This window comes from Rubripirellula obstinata, from assembly GCF_001642955.1.
In the GTDB taxonomy this organism is placed as follows: Bacteria; Planctomycetota; Planctomycetia; order Pirellulales; family Pirellulaceae; genus Rubripirellula; species Rubripirellula obstinata.
Map to the genome: position 1 here is coordinate 1 of NZ_LWSK01000005.1, position 22,371 is coordinate 22,371.

Annotated in this window: 13 protein-coding genes; 4 read left to right on the top strand and 9 right to left on the bottom strand. The window is 54.6% G+C overall.

Annotation, left to right across the window (positions count from 1 at the left end):
* Positions 1-391: 391 nt before the first annotated feature.
* The gene (locus tag RC85_RS02645) at positions 392-3,475 is read right to left on the bottom strand and encodes a dockerin type I domain-containing protein (protein ID WP_068258393.1); all 3,084 of its coding nucleotides are present in this window, start codon (positions 3,473-3,475) and stop codon (positions 392-394) included.
* A 472-nt stretch (positions 3,476-3,947) separates the two neighbouring features.
* On the opposite strand from RC85_RS02645, the gene RC85_RS02650 reads away from it, so the two are divergent.
* Positions 3,948-5,453: a hypothetical protein gene (locus RC85_RS02650; RefSeq protein WP_149752959.1), complete on the top strand. Its 1,506-nt coding sequence runs from the start codon at positions 3,948-3,950 to the stop codon at positions 5,451-5,453.
* 32 nt (positions 5,454-5,485) lie between these two features.
* On the opposite strand, the gene RC85_RS02655 is transcribed toward RC85_RS02650, so the two are convergent.
* From RC85_RS02655 to RC85_RS28175, 4 genes are all read right to left on the bottom strand, one after another.
* Entirely contained in the window at positions 5,486-5,731 is a 246-nt protein-coding gene (locus RC85_RS02655; RefSeq protein WP_068258396.1) for a MoaD/ThiS family protein, read from the bottom strand.
* A gap of 166 nt (positions 5,732-5,897) precedes the next feature.
* Positions 5,898-8,906 (bottom strand): FAD-binding and (Fe-S)-binding domain-containing protein, encoded by a 3,009-nt coding sequence (locus RC85_RS02660; protein ID WP_068258397.1) that lies wholly within the window; start codon positions 8,904-8,906, stop codon positions 5,898-5,900.
* Positions 8,907-8,920: 14 nt separating this feature from the next.
* Positions 8,921-9,496 (bottom strand): hypothetical protein, encoded by a 576-nt coding sequence (locus RC85_RS02665; RefSeq protein ID WP_235033412.1) that lies wholly within the window; start codon positions 9,494-9,496, stop codon positions 8,921-8,923.
* Positions 9,497-9,776: 280 nt separating this feature from the next.
* Positions 9,777-9,950: a hypothetical protein gene (locus RC85_RS28175; RefSeq protein ID WP_200836796.1), complete on the bottom strand. Its 174-nt coding sequence runs from the start codon at positions 9,948-9,950 to the stop codon at positions 9,777-9,779.
* Between the two features lie 245 nt (positions 9,951-10,195).
* Between RC85_RS28175 and RC85_RS02670 the strand changes: the two genes are divergently transcribed.
* On the top strand, positions 10,196-11,530 hold the full coding sequence (locus tag RC85_RS02670; RefSeq protein WP_160148197.1) for a sensor histidine kinase: 1,335 nt from the start codon (positions 10,196-10,198) through the stop codon (positions 11,528-11,530).
* Positions 11,527-11,922 (top strand): response regulator, encoded by a 396-nt coding sequence (locus tag RC85_RS02675; protein ID WP_084422300.1) that lies wholly within the window; start codon positions 11,527-11,529, stop codon positions 11,920-11,922. Before RC85_RS02670 ends, RC85_RS02675 begins: the two co-directional genes overlap by 4 nt.
* 289 nt (positions 11,923-12,211) lie before the next feature.
* Here the strand turns inward: RC85_RS02675 and RC85_RS02680 are convergent, their stop codons facing one another.
* From RC85_RS02680 to RC85_RS02695, 4 genes are all read right to left on the bottom strand, one after another.
* A complete protein-coding gene (locus tag RC85_RS02680) occupies positions 12,212-13,861 on the bottom strand; it encodes an ABC transporter permease (protein WP_235033413.1) in 1,650 nt (549 codons plus the stop codon).
* On the bottom strand, positions 13,861-15,144 hold the full coding sequence (locus RC85_RS02685; RefSeq protein WP_068258401.1) for a hypothetical protein: 1,284 nt from the start codon (positions 15,142-15,144) through the stop codon (positions 13,861-13,863). The genes RC85_RS02680 and RC85_RS02685 overlap by 1 nt, the downstream gene beginning before the upstream one ends.
* A gap of 9 nt (positions 15,145-15,153) precedes the next feature.
* Entirely contained in the window at positions 15,154-15,957 is an 804-nt protein-coding gene (locus RC85_RS02690; RefSeq protein ID WP_068258403.1) for an exodeoxyribonuclease III, read from the bottom strand.
* Between the two features lie 143 nt (positions 15,958-16,100).
* Positions 16,101-17,168: a tRNA dihydrouridine synthase gene (locus tag RC85_RS02695; protein WP_068258405.1), complete on the bottom strand. Its 1,068-nt coding sequence runs from the start codon at positions 17,166-17,168 to the stop codon at positions 16,101-16,103.
* Positions 17,169-17,746: 578 nt separating this feature from the next.
* Here RC85_RS02695 and RC85_RS02700 point away from each other — a divergent pair.
* Positions 17,747-22,315 (top strand): DUF4332 domain-containing protein, encoded by a 4,569-nt coding sequence (locus tag RC85_RS02700; RefSeq protein WP_068258409.1) that lies wholly within the window; start codon positions 17,747-17,749, stop codon positions 22,313-22,315.
* The last annotated feature ends 56 nt before the right edge of the window (positions 22,316-22,371 follow it).

Below are 22,371 nucleotides of genomic sequence, written 5' to 3' on the forward strand. Positions count from 1 at the left end.
TTGGGAAGCGGTATTTGCTGGTCAATTTACATTTTTCAGTGTTCATTTTGCAATTTGCAATCAACACCGAGGCCGGTCAGCCACAAACCCCCAAAGTCGTCCAGTTTCCCTCCACGCAAACATTTTCGTCAGCCCAGGCATCGCCCAACGCCGTGAAGGGTTTCTGAACTGTTTAACCGCGTGGGCATCGCCCCTCTCGTTGTGCGGCCCCGAACGCGCGGGGCGATGCCCACGCGGCTAAACGAACGAACACGCATTTTCAGGGACCAAAACTCTTCACGGCGTTGGGTTCAGTCCAATGTCGGTTTAAGCTTGACTGAACCCTGGCGGGATCAGCTACGGGGGCGCGTTGAGGAAACCGTTCAATCGACGTGGAGTTCGCTGGCGACGACTACTCTGATCTTGAAAGCAACACGATCGTGTCGTCAAGATCGTCGATGGTCAAATCGGCGATTGAATTCAATTCGGTGTCAGTGATCTCCAACGACTTGTCGCTGTTCGACCGTGATTGAAACGGCTGGCTGGGCTGCGTATTGGTTTGTGAAAGGCTTGCGAATTGGACGTCGGTAATCACTGATGGATCGTCCTGGACAATTCGTAAGCTTCGCAGAGGTTGGATGGTCGGCTGCTGGTTTGGGGGCGGTAATTGCTCGCCCTCGGGTGCATTCCCTGGTCTGCTGTCTCCATCGCCCTCGCCGCCGACGGTGCCACCGCCGGTGCTGACAGCGTTGATATGGTTCAGCACTAATAACGCATCCAACGCTGAAACCATTCCATCGGCGTTGACGTCATAACTAAAAATCAGGTCGCCCGATCCGACTGGTCCGGGGCCAAATCTGTTGAGGTAGTTGATGATGATTAACGCGTCAAACGCACCTACGCCGCCGACATGATTGACGTCAAACGGGTTTTCGAGATTGTGGGCGGGTGTTTGATTTTCCAGAACCGCAATCGTGAACGTTTCAACAACGGTATCGAATTCCCCCAGCGAATCGATCATCGTGACTTCGACGTCAATTTGAATTTCTTCGTCGCGATTGACGACCTGGCCTTCGCTAAGTTTTAAGATGCCATCGACCACTTCAAAGCGGATGTCGTCAGTGAACAGGTTGTACCGCGAATCCGGCGAAGCTCCGTCAAGCGAAATCGCACCCACTTCCGCACCGGGAACCAGTTCCAGAACGGTTTGATTGTTCAGCCCGATCCCAGCGGGTTGTTCGCTGATATCGCGGACCCTGATCGTGATCGCCTCGGTGAACGAGTTTTCGCCACCGATTTCGGTTGCCGTGACGTTGACGATGACTTCTGGGGCGGTTTCGTAGTCCAACGACACGCCTGGTGCCAAACGGAGGTCGATTCCATCGACGATGAATCGATCGTCATCGACGACAAACGTGTGGAACTGTTCTTCGTCTTCGTCTAGGACTCTTAGCCCGGCAATCAAATCGCCCACCGCGTTCTCAAACACAAACGCCTCCGTCGGCAAGATGCCTGTGATGGGATCGTTGGCATCTTGCAACGTGACGGTGATAGACTCGTCAATGATGTCGCCGGTCTGGCTGTCGGTGACGGTAATGTTGATTGGAATCAGCGGCTGGGTCTCGAAGTTCAGGTCGCCTCCGTTGAAGATGATCTGTCCTTCCACAGCATTGAAACGCGGGTCATCGATTTCGATGATGTGTCCGGGACCATCGGCATCAATGATCTCGATATCGCCAATTGGCATTCCCGGTTGCAGACTCTCGGGCACCGGATTGATGGTGATATCGATTCCCGTTGGACCATCGGGGATCGGAGCGACGAAGATCTGCAGTGTGATCCCGTCGGAAATGTCGCGGCCGTCATGCAGTGTCACACCGAAAACATCGTCGCCCGCGAAATCGGGATTGGGTTCGTAGACCAGTGATCCATCCAGGCCAATGGAGACGGTTCCGTTGCTGGTGCCGGTCGGATTGATCAGGACAAATTGATCGTTCTGGTCATCCACTGCGCCTTGCAACGCGCCCGGTGCCGGTGCGGTTAGCTCAAGATCTTCAGTCGCCTGAAAAGACGGAAGTGTTTCGTAGCGAGGCGGCGTGTTGGTGCCCGCGACACTGACACCAAAGATCATGTCAGCCACATCGAAGCCGTCTGCAATGACGACTTCGCGAGCGGTCGGTTTGTCCAGACGAATTTCACTGACGCCAACGGTACCGTGCAGGATTAGCGAAGTGGGAGAAGAACCAACGGCAATCGAAGCTGGTGTTCCCAACGGCCCCAGGTCGGTTGCGACTTGGTGAAGCGTCACTCCGTCGTTTAGGTTGATGATCTGCAGCGATGAACTATCACTGCCGTACGCGAACATCAAATCTCGTTTGCCATCGATCGCGACCGGACCCGTTTGATCGGCAAAATGATGCAGTGTTTCAAATTCGTTGTTGGCATCAAGGACACGGACTCCGCCGTCGGAAGTGCGAAGTGCGATCAGGCCGGATTGATCATCGAAGGACAACAACGATTGAGCATCATCGACCTGGATTGGTGTGGTGGAGATAAACGATTCGGTCGTGTTGCTCCACAGTGACAGTTCCAGGCCTTCGGTGGCGGGCCAAGCGAAGACGCTGCGTGAACCGGTTGCCGATGCGAGCACCGTCGTGTCGGCTGGCACAAACGTCGATGTCATCGAGACAACGATTCCCGAATCATCGCCGATTCCTGAATCATCGCTGGCGTCGATGCCACGTACTTCGACGGAAATTTCGCCGGCTTGGGCTTGCTGCAAAACCACGCCGCGTCCGTTGCCGTCGATTGCCAATTCCGCCCAAGACGTCGCCTGCGTTGGGGGAACTTCGGCTCCGGATAAATCCGTGGGCGATACGGAACCATCGGCGGGATCGAACACCCACGCTGTGTCGCCGGATAGGTCAGAGCCAATGACCAGCAATGAACCATTGGGCAATCGCTGTGTCTTGTCGATCGAATCAGCGACGCGGGTTATCGTTCCGTCGCTGCCAATCGCACCAGAGTCAATTGTGACGATCGAATCACCGGCGATCAGATGCAATGCCGATTCGCTGGCGATCAGGCCGGCGGCATCAGCGACTTCAGAAATTGGCCCCAAGCCATCGGTGCCAACGGGGACGGTTTGAACTTGGCTGTTGGTTCCGTTGAACAGTCGGATTTGGTAGGTGCCGTCGTCGAGGCCGGTAAACTCAAATTCACCAGAATCGTTGGCCAGAGCGATTTTCTCACCAACGTCCAACGCTGCGTTGTCGTTCGCATCGATGTAGACGAGTCGAGATTCAGCACCTAGTTCGCCATCATCGCGGCTCAGCGAGTGGTTGGCGTCATCAAAAACGGTTCCCGTGATCGCGGCCAAAACCCGACGATCGGTCAGCTTTTCAACCCGCAGGCGTCGCTGAACGGCCCTGGAGCCTGGCGAAACGGCCCTCAAGCGTCGCTGAACGGAGAGTCGAATCGGGAATCGATGAGCCATGGTGCGAGCTGGGTGAAGAATGAAATTTAGAAAGCAAGGTTAGACGCGGGCGAACGGCCTTAAGTTCCCTGACACGAATCCGTTACCGACCTATCGCACGCTGCTGCCCACATGCCACCCACAATTCAGACGGTTTAGGGGCCGTTCAGGCTCCATGCTTGGCCCAAACCATCTATGATGGGACCATCGATGATGGAACCACCTATCATACGCGGAATGCAGCGAAAAAGACTCAGTGAAAACCTGCTATTTTGTTGATTTGGCGAACCCGGCGGGCTGTTTTTCCAAGAATTGAGTTGGAATGACACTGTGGCCACGGTACAACCAAATTTCAACCAAACCTCCGCCAAATCGCCGAAAATTCACGTCAAATCCACCTCAAGTCATCATTTGTAGCGGTCCTGTTCTTATGTATTTGAGCTCTCGGTTACCAACCTTCCTTGTCTTTTGCTCGCTCGTCGTCGGTCTTTTCATGGGGCCAATTCCGTTTGCAGCGGCACAGTCCTATGACGACGAAGACATGTACGAAGACGATATGTATGGGGATGACATGTACAGCGGTGGCATGTACGGCGGCGGGCGAGGTGCCGGCGGCGGGCCGATCAGCATCTATACCGCCCCAGTTCTTGCCATCTTTAAAAGCATGGATCTGAAACCGATCCTGGCCAGTGACATCAAGATTGATGTTCGCAGCGGCCCAGCGCTGGAAGCCGAAGCGAAGGAAGTGTTCGCCGCCGGCAATCAAGCATTGGCGTGCCAACTGTTGTACGGGCACATCGCGGCTGAGTACGAAGAAGCTTCCCCCGCTTTATCAAAAGTGAAACTTAGCAAGTTGCTAAAACGCCCCGTTTGGAATTTGCGTTGGGCCATTTCGATGGCCGTTCGCGGCGGAGAAGACGTCGAGGATCCGAGCCCAATAGCGGTTGGAACGTCTGGCGGGTACTCGGCCGATGACATGGAAATGGACATGGGCTTTCGAGCGCCGCAGCAACGCAATCAAGGGCGACGCAATCCGGGGCGACGCGATGACGATGAGTTCATGGACGATTCGATGGATGACGAGTTCATGGATTCGACTCCCAAGCAGGTTGATGATGAAGTTCCATCCATGCTAAGCGACGATGCCGCTGAGCAGTTGGACACGCACCTCGGTGGCGTCGCAGCCGCTTGTGCTGCTGAGTTCGACAAACGCTTCGCCGCCGGTGACTTTGGATCCAGCCTTCAAGCGGAACTGGCAGATGCCGAGGCGGCCGAGGCGGCTGATGCGATGGACCAACAAACCAATCTCAACCAAAGAATGACTGGTCGCCCATTAACAGAAGAGGACACCCCGGTATTCAGCAAGTCGGTTACCGAATTGCTCAGGAACGCGCCCAGGGCGCTGCCAATGTGGAGACCGGGGATCGTGTTTTTGGGAGTTGGCCCGTCAAGCGAGATCATTCAGACGGCCAAAGCGGAGCAGATTGATTTGTTGATTCACTTTGACATCGTTTTGAAATCGCAAGGGCGTCAAAACCAGACCTTCGTGCAAAACGTTTCTCGTGCCCGTTTGATTCATGTCGCAGAAGGGAAGTCGCTAATCGTTTCCAAAGCCATGGATAGTTCTGAAGTTCAACAATTACAATCCTCGGGACGACTCAGCGATACCGGTCGCTACATCGATGATCAAATGTCTGCACTTTGGCGGACAGTCGATCGTGAAATCAAGCTATCCGAGATGCCAAAGCTGAGCCCTGAAAGTGCCCGGCGTCGAATCGGCAGCTTGCTTGAAAGCGGTGGCGGTCGCAACCTAAGAACGCTGGCCGAAATCCGGCTGTATCAATCGCGTGGACTGATTGAGATGGATGAAGTCAATAATGCTTATGACATTATCGGCGGCCCCGATGCCCTGACGATGATGCATGGCCCCCGAGAAGAACGATTGGAGACGGCCAGGAATTGGGCGATCGAATCGGTCAGCATCGCGGAAGAAGAATAGGCCGCGCCAGCAGTATTAGGTTGGCCAAAATGTCATCCGCCGCTGACGGGCGGAATCAACGCGATTTCGTGATGCGAGCCGAGCGGGAAATCGTCTGGCACGTACTGATCGTCAACCGCCAATCGACAGGAAGGCAACAATGGTTTTAGGCCAGGATGAATCTGGCCCAGTTGCTCCATCAACGAGCCGGAGGTTGCCGGCTGTTCCAGTTCAAGTGTGATGCGATCCGAACCAACGCTTTCCTTGGCAGCGGCAAACATCATGACTTCGATCTTCATTGGCTAATTCGTTTTCTGGGTCGCTGCGTAGGCTGGGTCGCTGTGTAGGCCGGAACAAGCCGCTTCGGCGCAGTTCCGGCAATTGCATGGTACCGTGTGCGACTGCCGGAACTGCGCCGAAGCGGCTTGTTCCGGCCTACATCTACCACATCTACATCGATTCTTATCATGCTTGTTGATCTTCGGTTTCAACGACCGGCATGTCTTGTTCGACTTGCGGCATTCGTCCGTAGGCATACGCCAACAGTTTCAATGGGTGAATGGTTTTGCGACCGCTGCCGTGTTCGATCTGCATTTTGCACGCGCTGCATTCCGTTGTTGCCATCGAAACTTTGGCAGTTCTCATTGCTGAAATCAGCGGCCAGCCGATTCGAAGACTGTTTCGGTAATTCTTTTTTTGCAATCCCCAAGTTCCCGCCATTCCGCTGCACCCCGCCTCAATCCGCTCGACTTCGATACCGGGAACCAACTGCAAGACGCTGGGGCCGTAGCCGACGGGATCAAGAACTCGAAGGTGGCAAGGTTGATGGTAGGCAACGGTCACGTTGACTGGGTCAAATTCGGTGGATAACCGATCGCCCTGATGCAATTCCCAAAGGTATTCGCATGCTTCGCGGGAATGATCGGCGACCAAGTGGGCGTCTTCATCGTCAAGCAAGTTGGGGTATTCGTGTTTCAAACACAGGATCGCCGACGGTTCGGTCGCGATGATGGTGTAACCCGCTCGAACGGCGTCCGCCAACAATCGCACATTGCGGCGAGCAATCCGTAGGGCTCCCTTGGCATCACCGGCGGTGATTCGCGACATGCCGCTGGCGGATTGTGACGGTGGAACGTACAGCCCGATGCCATTTTGTTGCAGAATCTCAGCGAGTGCTCGACCAATATCCGGGTCGTGGTAGTTGGCGTATTGATCAAAAAAGTAGGCAACCTTTAAACCACCATGCGGCGACGGTTTGGTCCAGCGCCGACCCGTCGCATGACGCAAAAACGATTCCGACGCGATCGCTGGCAGCGGCCGGGCGGCGGAAAGTCCAAACAAACGTTCGGCGAACCAGCGAGTTACTTTCCCCTGAATCAAACGATTCGATAGCCATGCGAATCGAGATGCCACCGCAGCAACCGTATCGATGCGACCAATCAATGCATCGGAGACCGACAAGCCGTTGGTGGCAACGTATTGCGCCTTCAGTTCGCCGACGATTTTTGGAATGTCGATTGAAGCAGGACACTCCAGCCGACATTGATGACAATTAAAACAAAGATCAGTGATTTCTTTCGCCTGGTCCGACGCTAAACCATCAACCGGAATCTGGCCGCTCAAAACGCCTCTTAGCAGATTCGCTTTCGCTCGCGGTGTCGCTTCTTCCCGCATCGACGCACGAAAAACCGGACATTGCCTTTCGCCGGGCGAAGTCGTTCGGCAACGACCGCATCCGTTGCAACCACGCGTGACAGCGGAGATTCCGTTGCTGCCTGCCCAGTGCTGTAGGACTTGCAGTTGCGGGACGCTGCGGCCGGCTTTATTAGCAGCTTCACCACTGGGCAGATCCGCGTGGACCAGCACTCGACTTTCGTCAATCACTTCGATGGTTTGGTCAGCGGGACGCAGGTTTTCGTTTGGACGCTGCATTTCTGCGCCAAACAATTTTCCTGGGTTCGCGCGATGATTGGGGTCGAACAAACGCTTCACTTGCCCCATCGCCTGCCATAGATTGCCAAACTGTCTTGGCAACAAATACGACCGGCTTAATCCCGCGGCATGTTCGACGCTGACCTGGCCCCCGAAACGCCAGACGACTTCGGCAATGTCGCTGCTAAGTCTGCTCAATCGACGGCGGTCTTCTGATTTGGAAAGGTCCAGGAACGGTCGCAGGTGAATTTGCCCATGACCAACGTGCGCAAAAATGGTCGCCGTCGCTTGCTGGCTTTTCAACGTGTCCTGAATCGCGATCAACGCTTCGGGAAGCGATTCGCGGGGCACCGCTAGGTCTTCGATAAATGGCAGCGGAGCCTCGTTTTGTTTGTAACGATACAAACGCGGGATCACGCGACGCGACAAAGCCCAATACAGATTTCGCTCGTCCCGATCCAGGGTGTCGATACACGCGAACGCGGCGTCGGGGCCGCTGGAAAGGTCGCGTCGGATTAGTGACAAGCGGTCATGCAGGTCGTCTAATGATTCGCCTTGGATTTCAACCAGGACCATCGACTCGGCACCGCGTGGCAACAGGTCTGCAAATTTCGGATCGGTGTCGCGAGCGATTTGCAGGGTCCGTCTGTCCATCAGATCACAAGCGACCAAGCCGTGCTTGAGCGCCGAAACGGCGCTGCGAGCTGCGAGGTCCATTCGATGATAGAACGCCAGCACAACGCCGCGGTGTGCTGGAACGACTTCCGATCGAACGACGGCATCAACGGTCAGTGCAAGCGTCCCCTGCGTTCCGACCATGAACTTGGCCAGGTCAACGCGTCCGTCGTCGGGATCCACCACGTCATCAAGTCGGTAACCGCCACGATGTTTGGGGGCGAGCTTTCCTTTGGTGTCGTCGCCATCGAGTAGCGAACTGAATCGTTGTTGAATCTCGGAAATGCCGCGAGCCAATTTGCCGGCGGTGGTTGTTTCGTCGGGGGAGTGTTTTCCCAGTTCAATCAGTTCGCCTTCCATCGTGACCACACGCATGGACTGGATCGCGTTTCGCGCCGAACCGCTGCGCAAGTAATGGCTGCCCGACGCGTTGGTCGCAAGCACGCTGCCCATCGTGGTGATGCTTCGCGTGACTGGGTCGGGACCGAATCCGCGACCGAGTGGACGAAGAATTTGGTTGACGTCTGCCAAAACTGCGCCGCTTTGAACGCGAACGGTTGCCCCGTTGGATTGGACTTCGATTCGTCGCATGTACCGCGAAAAATCGATCACGATTCCTCGTCCAAGCGATTCGCCCGCCACGCCGCTGCCCGCGCCACGCGGATGAAGCGTCAGTTCGTTCTCGCTGGCGTACTGGGCCGTCGCAATGACGTCCGCCACAGCTCGCGGGCGAACAACTCCGATGGGTTGGACCTGGTAGATGCTGGCGTCCGACGCATAGAGCTGCGTCATCATCGGATCACAATGCACGTCGCCGCGCAGGATGCCACGCAGGTCGTCTTGGATTCGTTGACGTTCAGTATCCATCGTGATCAGACACTCTAGCGTACCGCCATCACAAAGAAGCCAGCAGCGATTCCGAAGAGAACAATCGACACGAGGATCGGTTTCCAAATTCCCTTGGCGCTGCGTTGCTTGTAGATGGTAACCGCCATCGACACGAGAGCCCCCGCCCCGACCACTGCAAACGCGACTCCGCAAAGTTGCAGGAACAATTCCAGGAAATCAAAGTTGCCTTCGCCATCAAGACGCTTGGCTTGATTGACCGCCAAGACGCCGATCACGATCCCGCTGCCCAGCATGAACAACACCAATGCCAATCCCCACCAGGGCATTCCGGCACCGCGGACCAACTTGGCCTGCATTTCGGCCGCCTTGGACATGTCGGATTCAGCCTTCATCAGCGCGAGTTCACCATGGCTGATATCGACCCCCGCGGTTCTGTGAGCGTCCATCTTGGTGCCATGCTCGCGATGAAAACCGCACTTCGTGCAAAGCACAGAATTCAATTTCATTTCGGCAGCACAACTCGGGCACACAGCGGCAACTGTTTTCGAGAACCCTTCTTCGTCAAACAAATCGTCCAGACCGCCGCTCGCTGGGGCGGCAGCAGGCATTGGCCTGGCTGCGGCCGGTTTGCCCTGCGGAGTGCTAGATTTGCTCTGCGGAGCGGCCGGTTTACCCTGCGGCGCAGCCGGTTTCGCGGGCACTTTTATCACTGAGCCGCAACCGGGGCATTTGACCGATTTGCCAACCATTGCGTCGGGGATGTTGAGTGCTTTGCCGCACTGGCATTTAATCTGAACTGGCATCGGAGCTGACGAATAGGGAAGAAGCGAACGAAGTTCAAAACGTTGGTCGCAGCATGTCTCAGTAAGCTGCTAGATCGCCCACAGTTTACTTCGAAGCCTTGATTTCTGCTGCCTCGGTCTCCAAGTTCTTAATCTGATCTTCCAGCTCCTTCAACTCAGATGGATCGTCGGCCTGTTCGCGAGACCCAGCCAGACGAGGTCGGAGCGTTTGAAGCTTTTTGTTGATAATGTCGAGACGTTTCTTTGCTTTCTTGTCCATCAGGATCCTCGGAACAGCGTTTAACACAATTGGTCATGATAACCGATCCGGACCACGGCTAACACGGGCTCAAACCCTCAGCCAGGGTAACTCAGTTTTTCTGCTTCAGGACGGTTGACCGAACCGTCGAAACCGTCATGGTGGGGCCGCCACGCTGGATTCGTCTGCTATTTGACGATCGCCCTGACTTTACGCTCTTCACCCATCGCCTTTTTATGAAGCGTATGATGATCACGAACCGTTCCATGACTCGTCGATACGTCATCGCGTTGCTCTTAATCGCAGCGGTTCTGATACTGTCGCATACCTTGCTGCTGGCGCAGATCGCGCGAACGGAAAGTGACGGATACATTATCAACGTCAGCGGGATGCAGCGAATGCTCTCGCAGCGGATTGGGTTGATGGCCATCGAATTGACTCGTAACGATGACTTGGAAACATCGTCGGCGTTGGCTGCAAAGCTGGAAGATGCCCATTCGATGATGAAGTCGAATCAGTCTGAGCTGAATCAGGCTAACGAACAATCGATGACGCCGGAGATCCAAGATCTGTACTACGGTCAATCCAACTTAGACCAAAGGGTCACCGACTATCTGTCGCTGGCAGAACAATTGTTGAACCAACACCAGCAGCAGCCTGATCAAAAAGAACAACAGAAGCAAACCGCACAGAAAATTGTTGAAGTCGCCCGCAACGGATTGCTTGACGAGTTGGATGCAGTCGTCACTCAGTATCAAAAAGAGTACGAGCAGCGAATCGTTCTTTTTCGCAGAGCCCAGTTGGCGTTTCTCGCGATTGGTTTGTTCTTGCTGGCGATTGAAGCGGCTTTCATTTTTCGACCAATGACTCAAAACGTTTCTCGGACGATGTCTAGCCTAGAAGACGCGAATGCCGAGTTGCGTGAATTCGCATACCGAATTTCGCATGACCTAAGAGCTCCGGTGGCGTCTTCGATTGGGTTGTCCCAAATGATTAGCGATTCATTGAAGGAAGGCGATACTGATTTTGCGGCCCAGGGGATTGGTCGCGTCCAGGGAGCTATGAAAAAGCTTGATGAACTGATCGGCGATATCATCACTGTCACCAAGAATAGGCACCTAGAGGTTGAACCAGAGCTGGTTGATGTTGGATTGATGATCAATGAAATTTTAGAGTCGCAATCTCATCTGCCGGGATTCGAACGCCTGGATATCGAGAAAGACATTGATCGGGACGCATTTGTGGCGACAAAAAGAATCATGTTGAGTCAAACACTCGAAAACCTGATCTCAAACGCGATTAAATACTCGGACCCGGACAAGTCATCGCCCAAGTTGAAGGTGAAGGCGTCTGTTCAGGATGGACAGATGAGGATCGAAGTGGCGGATAACGGCATCGGATTCCCCATTGAAAGCCAAGATCAAATGTTCGGCATGTTCAAACGGTTTCATCCACGACAATCTTTCGGCAGCGGGCTCGGTTTGTATTTAGTAAAGCAGAACGTCGATGCGATGCATGGCACGATCCGCTATACTCCCCTATCCGAAGGTTCCTCTTTCGTGATTCAGGTTCCTCAGCTTTCGACTGGAGTTTTGTCTTGACGCTTAAAACGGTCCTGCTGGTGGAAGATTCGCCCGACGATCAGTTCATGGGCAAGGAGATGTTTCGCCGAGCGATCAAAGACGTCGAGGTGGTCTGTGTGTTTGATGGAAGCGAGGCGCTGGAGCGGTTGGCTGAAGAAGATTTTCGCCCAGATGTCATCCTGTTGGACATCAACATGCCTCGCATGAATGGTTTGCAGTTTCTGCAAAACTACGGCCGAAAGAATGATCCAACGATTCCACCGGTCGTCGTAATGCTGACGTCTTCGGAGCAAGCATCGGACAAGGCGGAATCGATGGCTTACGCTTGCGTAAAACATTACTTCGTCAAACCGCTGCAAAAATCCAACATCGAAGCAATCGTCGAAATGCTCGATGCGATTGACGGTTAATTAGTGTCGCCTTTCGCTCCGCGAAAGTAGCGAATCCGCTGCTTTCGCGGAGCGAAAGGCGACTATAAAAAGTCGCACGTTCCTTAGTCGCTTGCAAGCGTAGGCCGTGTTGTGTTTCCCAATCGCTTTATGATTGATTGTGCCGACGGTCCTTGGTATCGCGTGAACAACAACTGAGGTAGCGGATCTCGCAGAGAGATTCGGCCGTGCGGTAATCAAAAGTCTCTGCGACTTTCGCTACTTCAAAGATCGTCACTTATTGATCACGCGATGCTGATACTCTCGCAGCTTAAAACTCTAGCAGTGCGATCATAAAGTGAACGACCAACACGTACAGCGTGCTCCATAGCACCGTCGCAGTGATCGCTTGACTAACATCGCTGGCGGAACGCTTGGGCGAAATGCCGCGGTAGTAACCGATGACGCCGCTGCCTACGCCGCATAGCAAGTTCTTTAGCATTACCCAACGGAATGCTTCCGAAGCAAGCAAGCCGTCTGATTCGCTGATGCGGGCATCGAAGTGCTGACGCCAAAAAAAGTCGCCGATCTCGGGGTGCGTTACCTTGAACGTCACCGCACTAATCCATCGGGCTGATTCAAACGCCAACCACTCCAACCATGGGACCGCGACCACCATCGCAGCCACAATCGGGATCAGCAAATAAAGTCGCGGCGCGATGCCAAAGGTTCGCATCGCATCGACGCTGCCGCTGTATCGTTTGACGCCGACATCCGCGGCAACCGCTGCACCGCACCTTGCCGCGATCAACACGGTTGCCAGCACCGGCACCAAGACGCGGTACAACGCGAACCCGATCGCGGATAACAGTTCGTCGATCAACAACGGTTGGGTGTAGACGCGAAACGGCAAGAATCGGAATGTAAAGTAAGTGGTCGTGAAGCCCGCGATCAGGCCCGCGATAATCAGGTAGATCGATGCCGAAATCCCGCCAACCAGTTTCAAGTAATGCAAGAAGAAACGTGTTGCCCATTTCCATGACGGGAAATTTGGACGAAGCGTCCAAGGCAACGTTACGCCGGCCAAAACAGCGTTCCCGCTTTGCGTCAAGAACGACTCCAGGCGTGCCATGGTTCGACGCGCTATCGCTGGCCTTCCCTGGGACTTGCTTGGGGTGGGCAGCGTCACGGCGGTAATGCGGCGTGGAACTTGTTGCCAACCCTGACGTTCAATTCGCTGCAATGACTTGGATTGCGAATCAAACAAAATCACTTCGTCCGCGATTCCCAACATCGTTTCGTAATCATGCGTGACGATCACGCTGGTGCGACCAAATTTACGATGGGTTTTGGCGATCAATGATGCGACTTGCCGACCAGTCGCTGCGTCCAGCCCCGAACTGGGTTCGTCGTAAAGCACCACATCAGGATTGGCTGCCAAGGTTCGTGCGATTGCCAATCGCTGCTTCTGGCCGCCGGACAAAAACGCAACCGGAGTCAACGCTGGAACTCCCAACTCCTCAAGCCACTGCAGCGACGTCAGCGATTCTGGTTCAGTGGTTGCGGTGTTTTTTCCCGCAGCGTGGTCGATCGCAAATTGAATGTTTTCAGCCGGCGTCAATTCGTCGAACAACGCGAACTGTTGGAACACGACACCGACGTTACCGCCACTGTTCGGGCTACCTTTTAATAGTCGCCTTTCGCTCCGCGATAGTGTGTCTTTTCCGCTACTTTCGCGAGACGAAAGGCGACTGTCAGATGTCTTCAGTCGAACATGCCCCGTCCAATGAATCGAAGAGTCCTGTTTGTCGATTAGCCCCGCGATCATCCGCAGCAGCACCGATTTGCCAACGCCGCTAGCACCGACGATCACGGTGATTTTACCCGCTGCGATCGAAACGTCCGTCGCCTGCAACAGCACCATGCTGTTGGTTTCGATCTGCAGGCCGTCCAGATGCAGGGTGGTGGAGCTTTCGGGCATCAAAGCGGTTCCGCCGAATCTGGATTGGCCAGGTACACAACCGGATAGGGCATCGATGCCTTACTTCGCCGGATCACGATCGGTGAATCTGCTGGTTGTCTGGTTTGGCGAGGTCGCGCGATCACAAAACGCCGATCCTTGCCTAGAATTTGTTGACGCAGCACCCGTGCAAAGTTCGCGTTGATTCCGGTTTCGGGTGTTCCAAACAATTCGTCGCCGATTTCACGCACCATGGGCTCCACCCGATCGCCGACTCGATCCAAAATCTGTTTTGCTTCATCGCTGGTCCAAACCGATTGCCAAACGTCACGAAGCGAATCGTTGTCGATCAGTGTTTCTCTTAGGATTGTCGCCAGCAATTGTTTTGCGGCTGGATCGCTGGACAGTTCAGAGGCAACGTTCCCCAATTCGGATCGCACACGCGAATTCCTGGCAATCCCTTGAACCGTTTTTTGAACCGTATCCACCAATTCGTCAGTGTGTGATTCCAACACCGGCAATGCTTCCTCCTGAACAAACCGATCCCACTCGTCTTGGACCAGATCTTGCTTTGGCAGCGGAGATTTGTCGTAGACCGCACGCCAACCAAACCGCCATAGCGAAGCACGATCCCAAAGCTCGCGGCCCATGTCTTCCACCACGGGTTGAGCGTGTTTGCGGACGATCGGCAGGATCTCTTCACGCGCAAGTGGAATTAATGTCTCACGAACAACTTCTTCGTTCCAGCGATTCGCCAAATCATCGATCTCGCCACGATGCCGAGCCGCTGATTCTTGAATAGCCAATTCGATCACCGGCATCGATTGCCGAAGGCTTGTTTTTAGCAGTGGCAAGATCGACTCGGCCATCTCTTCGCCATGCTGTTTCATCAACAGTGACACCTTGGCCGAAATTCGATCACGTTGCTGTGCCGGCAACATCGTTTGAATGACTTCATCGAGTCGCCCGCTTTGAAAATGTGAGCTGAAATCAAAACCACTTGCAGCCTGATCGTCATACCAAGCCAATGAAATCGACCCCGGTTCGGAACCCAATTTCTGAACCGAACCCACTTGAGTCCAATGGTCGAAAGAAGTCTGCAGAAAAACGGGATCACCGACTCGCAATCTTGAAGATTCATCCTTGATCTCGACGTTAACTGCGGGATCAAAGAGGGTTTGCACGGTCGTTTGTGCAAACTCAGCCAACGAAAGATCGGAACCGCGGGACAAACCAATCACCGCACCCACAGACGCGATCGCCCAGCCAGCGAGTCCCACGTAGAAGTTAGTCGATCGATTCATACGAACAGTTTATACAGAAACCTTTTTCGATGGTTTTGCTTTTGATGTCGCGACAGGCGAAAGACTCAACTCCACTGGGCAATGGTCTGAACCAAAGATGTCGCTGCGAATTGAGGCAGATTCGATTCGATTCCAGAACCGCCGGGCGACCCAAAAGTAATCCAGACGCCAGCCGATGTTCCGCTCGCGAGCGTTCATTCGGTAGGTCCACCAAGTGTAATTGTCCGGTCCATTGTCGAATTGACGAAACGAATCTAAGAAACCTGCTTTGGCGATTTGGTCCATGCCCGATCGCTCTTGCGGAGAAAAACCGGCGTTCTTTTGATTGGCTTTGGGGTTGGCGAGGTCGATTTCGTGGTGGGCGCAGTTGAGGTCGCCGCAGAAAATGACCGGCTTTCGTTTGTTGAGTTTCTTGACGTGGTTCAGGAAGTCGATGTCCCATTGTTGTCGGTATTCCAACCGAGCGAGGCCGCGTTGTGCATTGGGTGTGTAAACATTGACCAAGTGGAAGTCATCAAACGTGGCAGTGATCACACGGCCTTCCTTGTCATGTTCATCGATGCCGATCCCGAGTGCATGTTTGGCGATCGGTTGCCTGCTCCAGATCGATGTTCCGCTGTAGCCTTTCTTTTCTGCCCAATTCCAAATTCGTTCGTAACCAAGTTCATCAGCCCAACCCAAGTCCACCTGATGAGGTTCAGCCTTCGTTTCTTGAAGACACAACACATCCGGTGTTTCCGAAGTGACAAAGTCGCGTAAGCCTTTGTCCATCGAAGCGCGAATTCCGTTGACGTTCCAAGAGACCAGCTTCATCAGGAGTTGCTTTTTTGAGGAGTTACAATTTCGTTAAACCGCGCGCTCAACGGGCCGCGCACGTCTGGGATTCATCGTGACGCGCGGCCCGTTGGGCACGCGGTTTAACGATAGTGCTTGGCAACAATTCTTGGAATCGCTGACTAGCACTCTTCCTGGCTGCCGTGCAGGGCTCTTGGAATGTATCGGCCTGGTCCGTCGGTGGCGTAGTGCTCTGCGATCGCGTTGTCAAAATCCTCGCGAGTGCGGATTTTGATGAATGACGTTCGCACGTTTTCGTAGTCGGGATGGCACTGCGAATACTTGATGCAGAATTTACGCATCAACAATGGGGCTCGATCGACGGTGTAGGTTTGTTCGCTGAGATCAAAGTGCTCTCGCATCACGGCGACTTGCTGATGCAAGGTCGGTGGGTCGGGTAAGGCATCGCCGTTTGCCAATGCTCGGGCCTGATCGAAAATCCATGGATTGCCAATCGCACCGCGAGCCACCGTGACGCCGTCAACGCCGGTTTCGTCGATCATGCGAAGACAATCGGCCGCGTCAAACAAATCGCCGCTGCCAAGAATCTGCAAGCGATCCCCAACGTGCGATTTCACTTCGCCAAGGAACGCCCATCGACTGGGGCCGATGTATCGCTGCACGACGGTGCGACCGTGGACGGTTGCGGCTGATAAACCAGCATCGATGGCACCATCGAGGATTTGAAAAAAGTGGTCGCGAGATTCTTGCGTGTCATCGATGCCGCGCCGCATCTTGACGGTCACGGGAATGGCATCAGGAACAACGTCGCGGGTTCGGCGCAGGATCTCGATCGCGACCTCGGGTTGCGACAGGTGGAATCCGCCTCGGCATCGTCCCAGCACTTTTTTGACGGGGCATCCAAAGTTGACGTCGATGATGTCGAAACCCGCTTCGACCAACTTCAATGCGCCCGCTGAAAACTGTTCCGGCTCCGCACCCATCAACTGACCACCGACCGGCGGTTCGTCAGGATGAATGTCCAAGAAATGTTTCGTCTTTTGTTTTTTGGTAAGCGCCAGCAAAAACTGATCCAGCATGACTTCGCAAACGGTGTAGCTGGCACCACGACGCCGTGCGATCGTCCGCATGGGCAGGTCGCTGTAACCCGAAAGCGCCGCTTGTACGACCGGGAAGCCGATTTCGACGTTGCCGATGGTTAGTGGTTTGAGCCTGATTTGCGTCGTCATTGGTCGGGTAAAAGCAGTTTTCGAGGTAACGGAACAGTCAAAGCTTACTCGGTCATTCCACATTAAAAAAGGATCTCAGCAGGCTGCTTGCTGGTCGAAGCTCTGATCAAGAATGCCATCTCAGCGTCCGGCCACAACGGCGAACCCAAGAGCTCGATCTTGACCCTCAAGGGTGCAGGCACGCTCATCGGCAGACGTTTTTTTGTAGGCCGTAGCGAGCCATAGCGAGTTACGGCAATTCGCGCACCGCCGTAACTCGCTATGGCTCGCTACGGCCTACTTTCAGGGGTCGTGTGACAAGTTGACAACGACACATTTTCATCAGCCCACCCTGACCCGCCACCCCTGACCCGGCACCCTGTACATTTCTCTCTTTCCGTGAAACACCACTTTCGCTAAAGTCCGCTAATCGACTCGCTGGACTTGCGAGTTTTACGAGACTTTTATGAGCTTTTTCGCGTTCCAGTTCCCGCGGCAATCCTTTGCCACTGGCGGCGAGAATTTTCAAAAAAAGATTTACCGGAACGGACTCACGCAGGCGATGGAATCGTTTGCACTGGCCAGGGAGGAGCCAAGCTATGCTGCTGGATCGAATCGATATTGACGCACACGGACCGCTTAACACTGTTGAGCTGGGACCATTTTCAGAACACTTGAACGTCGTTTGTGGCCCCGAAGGTTCGGGGAAGACCGCCATTGTGCGGTTTGTTCGCGATTCGCTGGTCGACCGCGACTATCCGCTGGGCATGATGAGTTCGTCCAGCGGGCGAATCGTGTGGGCCGATCGCAACGGCATCGTGCATTGTCGCCGTGAAAAAGACGGCACCGCAAAGGGCCGTCGCACGATCGAAATTGAATCACGCGGCCATACCTCTGTGTACAGCGATTCGGTGTACGGCGATTCGTTTGGCTCGGGTGACGTCACTCGCTCATCAACCGGCGGCCCATCGACCGATTGGGTCAATCAATACACCGGCAATGGTCACTACCATGCCGCAGCCCAGCGATCGATTCAGTTGCCTGAATCAATCGTTGATGGTGTCATCACTGACACCGCCGTAACAAGTGTCCAACGTGTCGTTTCCGCATGCGTCCGCAGCGGTCTCGATTCGCATGAAACTTACAGCAAGCTGCCACTGTCAGCGAACGGCAGTGAGAATTATCGCAGTGAGCATCATCGCAGTGAGAATTATAGCAGCGAAGATTATCGCAGCGGAGATTATCGTTACGACGACCAACGAGTTCTCCGTGCTGAACTGGCGAGCATTGAATCCGAACTGTCGCGTCTCGGGGGCATTGATCAGGTTTCGAGCCAGCTTGAATCATCGACTCGGCGTGAAGCGTTGATCCGGCGTCGTGACGAATTGTTGGCGTTGGCGAATCATCGCCCTTACGCAAATCATGCCGCACTGGATCATGGCTATGACTCAACCTACGTTAGTCAGCAACTGGCTAGCCTTCACGATCAAACTCGTGAACTTCGATTCCGCCGCAGTGAATTAGCTCGCTGGATCGAAAACATTGATCGCCAAATTGCAAGCCTTATGCATCACCGCGGTACCTATGGTTCTGATGTGTACGGTGCGACTGGCGTTTACAGTTCATATCAAGATGGACGTGGCCTTTACAACGAACAGCTTCGCCGCCAACTAGATGATCTTGATGCTCAAATGATCAAGTGGCAACACGCGTTGTTGGAAGTTCGCGGAGTCCGTGAATCAATCACTGCGTCGGCTGGCACGTTCAATTCGTCCCGTTACGATTCGATGGATTACCAAGACCTACACCGAGCCCGGTACAACGGTTTCTTGGACGCAGCGGATCATTATGACGTTCGACATCCTTGGGATGCCTCGGCTTGGTATCGTCAAGACGATCGGCCTTATCAGTACATTGACGAACTAGACGCCCGCTTTGAATCGGCTTTGCGTCACGTTGACGAATTGCTTCATCGCTATTCCGCTGCTGATCAGGTAGCGACTCCGTGGTACCACGCGACCGATCCTGTGACGGCTAACGTTGCGGCAAGCAGCATCGGCGACCGATCGCTTTGCCACATGCTCCGATCGATTCGACATGACCTGCAATCCATGTCGGGCACGATGCCATGGCATCGTCGTGATCCTGTTTCGGCTCCGATTCCTGCATCGGGTTCATGGCACCAATCGATTTCGGCGCGCCACGAAGATCTGTTGGCCAGCGAACGTTGGTTGGCTGCATCAATCGAAGGCATCAGCCGTCATCGGGACGAATTGTTACGTCGTCATACCGTCGCTCCGAATCCTGCCGCGACTCATTCTGAATACCGAACCGGCGCAGACCTGGCGGCATTGCAATCGGAACGAATCGCACGCGTGACCGAACTGCAAAACGTCAGCACATCGCTTGACTCGACACTTCGTCAGGCATTCGAGCTGCGACGATCGATTCGTGCGTTGCCAGTGTTGGATAACGCTTTCAATCACAACAGCACGCTGGATCCAACAATCCGTGGCTACACTTCGTCATGGGCAGACCATGATGCGATTCGAGCAGAGCTTCATCAGATTGATCAGCGTTTGTCTTCATGGTCAAGAATCGGATGGTTGCAAAACCGTCGCAACGAAATTCGCCGTCAACTGCAAACCACACGACGACCTGTCGCTACGGGGTCGCCGCTTTCGGATCTGGCCAGCACTTGGTTGGTACGACTTTCCGGTGGCCGACTAACGCGGGTCAGTTGGGATTCAGCCGCTCGCGTTGTAACGATCGCGTCGCGTGATGGCGGTCACCGTCAAGAAGATCATTGCAGCGGAGCCGACCGAGCGATTTCGGTACTGGCTGTGCGAATGGCCGCGGGCGAATTGTTGCATCGCATCGGTCGCCCTGTGCCGTTGGTGCTGGAAACGCATCGCGAACTGCTTAACCAAGCGCAACCATTGCAAACACCGACTTACTCGGACGCTGGTTTCTATTCGGAACGCGGGTACTACGAAAACGGCGATCTAGGCCGGAACAATCACCCCATCGCTGCGGCGCTTCACGATTACGCAAAGGGTGGTCGTCAAGTCGTCATGTTGACCAGTGATCGTCGTTTGGCAGACCAGTTGGGACGCGTCGGTGCTCGTCAGTACGAAGTGTTTACGAATCGGACCGAGCACGCTCATCGACCGATTTGGCGGCCTAACTATTCGCCAGAGAAATACGTTGGCCCTCACCCGCATACCAGCGGGCGATCATCGCTAAATGGAATCGATGACATCAATCGCGATTTCGATATGGCTTGGCGAGAAGCTTACGGATTCTACGACAATCATTCGCATCACGGCGGAAGCCCTGTCGCCCGAACCGATTGGGCGACCGACGGAACCGACTATCGCGATGGTTTCTACTTTTCGGATAGTTACACCACCGCCGGGGATAGCTCGTCAGATCAATCATTTCACAATCGGGAGGGCGGCTCCTTTCGTAGGGAGCCTTCGTTTCGTGACCAGCAGTCTGGAGTTCGTCCAGAAGCATTATCACGGTCAGCAGCTACCGCCGTTTCAGCGACCGCTGTTTCAGCGAACTCCATTTCAGCTACCAAGGCACCCGTCAGCCCGTTTTTCTTGACCGTCGATAGCCCGATCGATCAAGCTCCGTCGATTGACGCGGTCGCAGCGGCCCGACTTCGTGGGCTTAGCATCACGCACATCACTCACCTGATGCAACAAGACAGCAACAGGCTTGCTGATTCGTTGGGTCTAGCCGATGTCGATGCTCGCACGATTCGCCGTTGGCAATCAGAATGTCGGCTGGCATGCCGCGTTCCTCACCTCCGCGGCTTTGACGCTCGTGTTTTGGTCGGGTGCGGAATCCAAACCCCCAGCGAACTTGCTTCGATTCATCCCGTGGAATTGCTGCAGCGAGTCGAATCGTTTTTAGCGACCAATCGCGGACAGCAGTTATTGCTTAGCGGAAGCAGTCACGAACTGTCGCGACTGACAAGCTGGATCGCGACCGCCAACTCGACTCATGGCGAGTATTCGTTCGATAGCGATCGCTACGAATACGATCAAGACGGCCGACGCATTCGACGAAGCGGCGACCGAACGCGTTTGCGAGACAACGATCGAGATTTTGAAGGACGAACTCGACGACGTGTTGCTGGAACTTCGGGATCGGAAGGCTTTGGCGATCGTAGCCGACGATCTTCCAAGAGCCGTAGTCGTTCTAGCAGTCGTCGTGACCGCGAATATCGCGATCGCGACCCTGGTCAGTCTCGTCGATATGGAATCAGGACCGCCGACGATGAAAATCGTGACGACGAAAATCGTGATGGCGTTGTTGATGGGCATGTCGCCGATCGCAATGGCGATTATGCCCGTCGCAGTCGTTCGGGCGGTGCCAATGGCTCCGGTTCAGGACGTGGTTTTGGCTCGGGCTCAGGCTCGGGATCAGGACGCGGACGCGGAAACGGATCACGCAGTGGCAGTGGTAGTGGATCGGGCAGTGGATCGGGCAGCGGACGCTCACGCCGATCTTCATCGCGTTCCAATGGCCGCGATCGCAACGTCGTCAGCTATCGCAATCGCGAAAATTCAAGCCGCGAATACGCCGATCGCGAACCTCGTGAACGACGTGAATACGTTCGCACCGAACGGGAACCTCGCGCCGAACGTGAACCGCGCGCCGAACGTGAACCGCGCGCCGAACGCGAACCGCGTGAAAGCCAGAGCGGCGAACGTGAACTGCGTTTCTATCTGCAACGCGACAGCCCCGTCGTTGACGCTCCGTCGATCGGTTCACGAATGGCCGCTCGTCTGGAAGCGATTGGGATTCACACCGTCAACGATTTGTTGATCGCCGATCCAGAAACAGTCGCCGAAGAATTGAACCACCGTCGAATCGATGCTGAAACGGTGCTGCAATGGCAACAACAGGCAACGTTCGTTTGCCGCGTTCCAATGCTACGCGGACACGACGCCCAGCTTTTGGTGGCCGCAGAAATTACGTCCGCCGAAGAGTTGGCCGTCCAAGATGCTGGAGACCTGTTTGCACTGATCGATCCGATCGCCCGCAGCAGCGAAGGCAAGCGAATCGTTCGCGGTGGCAAACTGCCCGACATGGAAGAAATTGTCGAGTGGATCAGCTACTCGCAGCACCACCGAGCTCTCAAAGCCGCTTAAACGATTGCAGCTTAAACAAATTCGGTACGCTACAATGCAACCCGGTCGCAGATGAT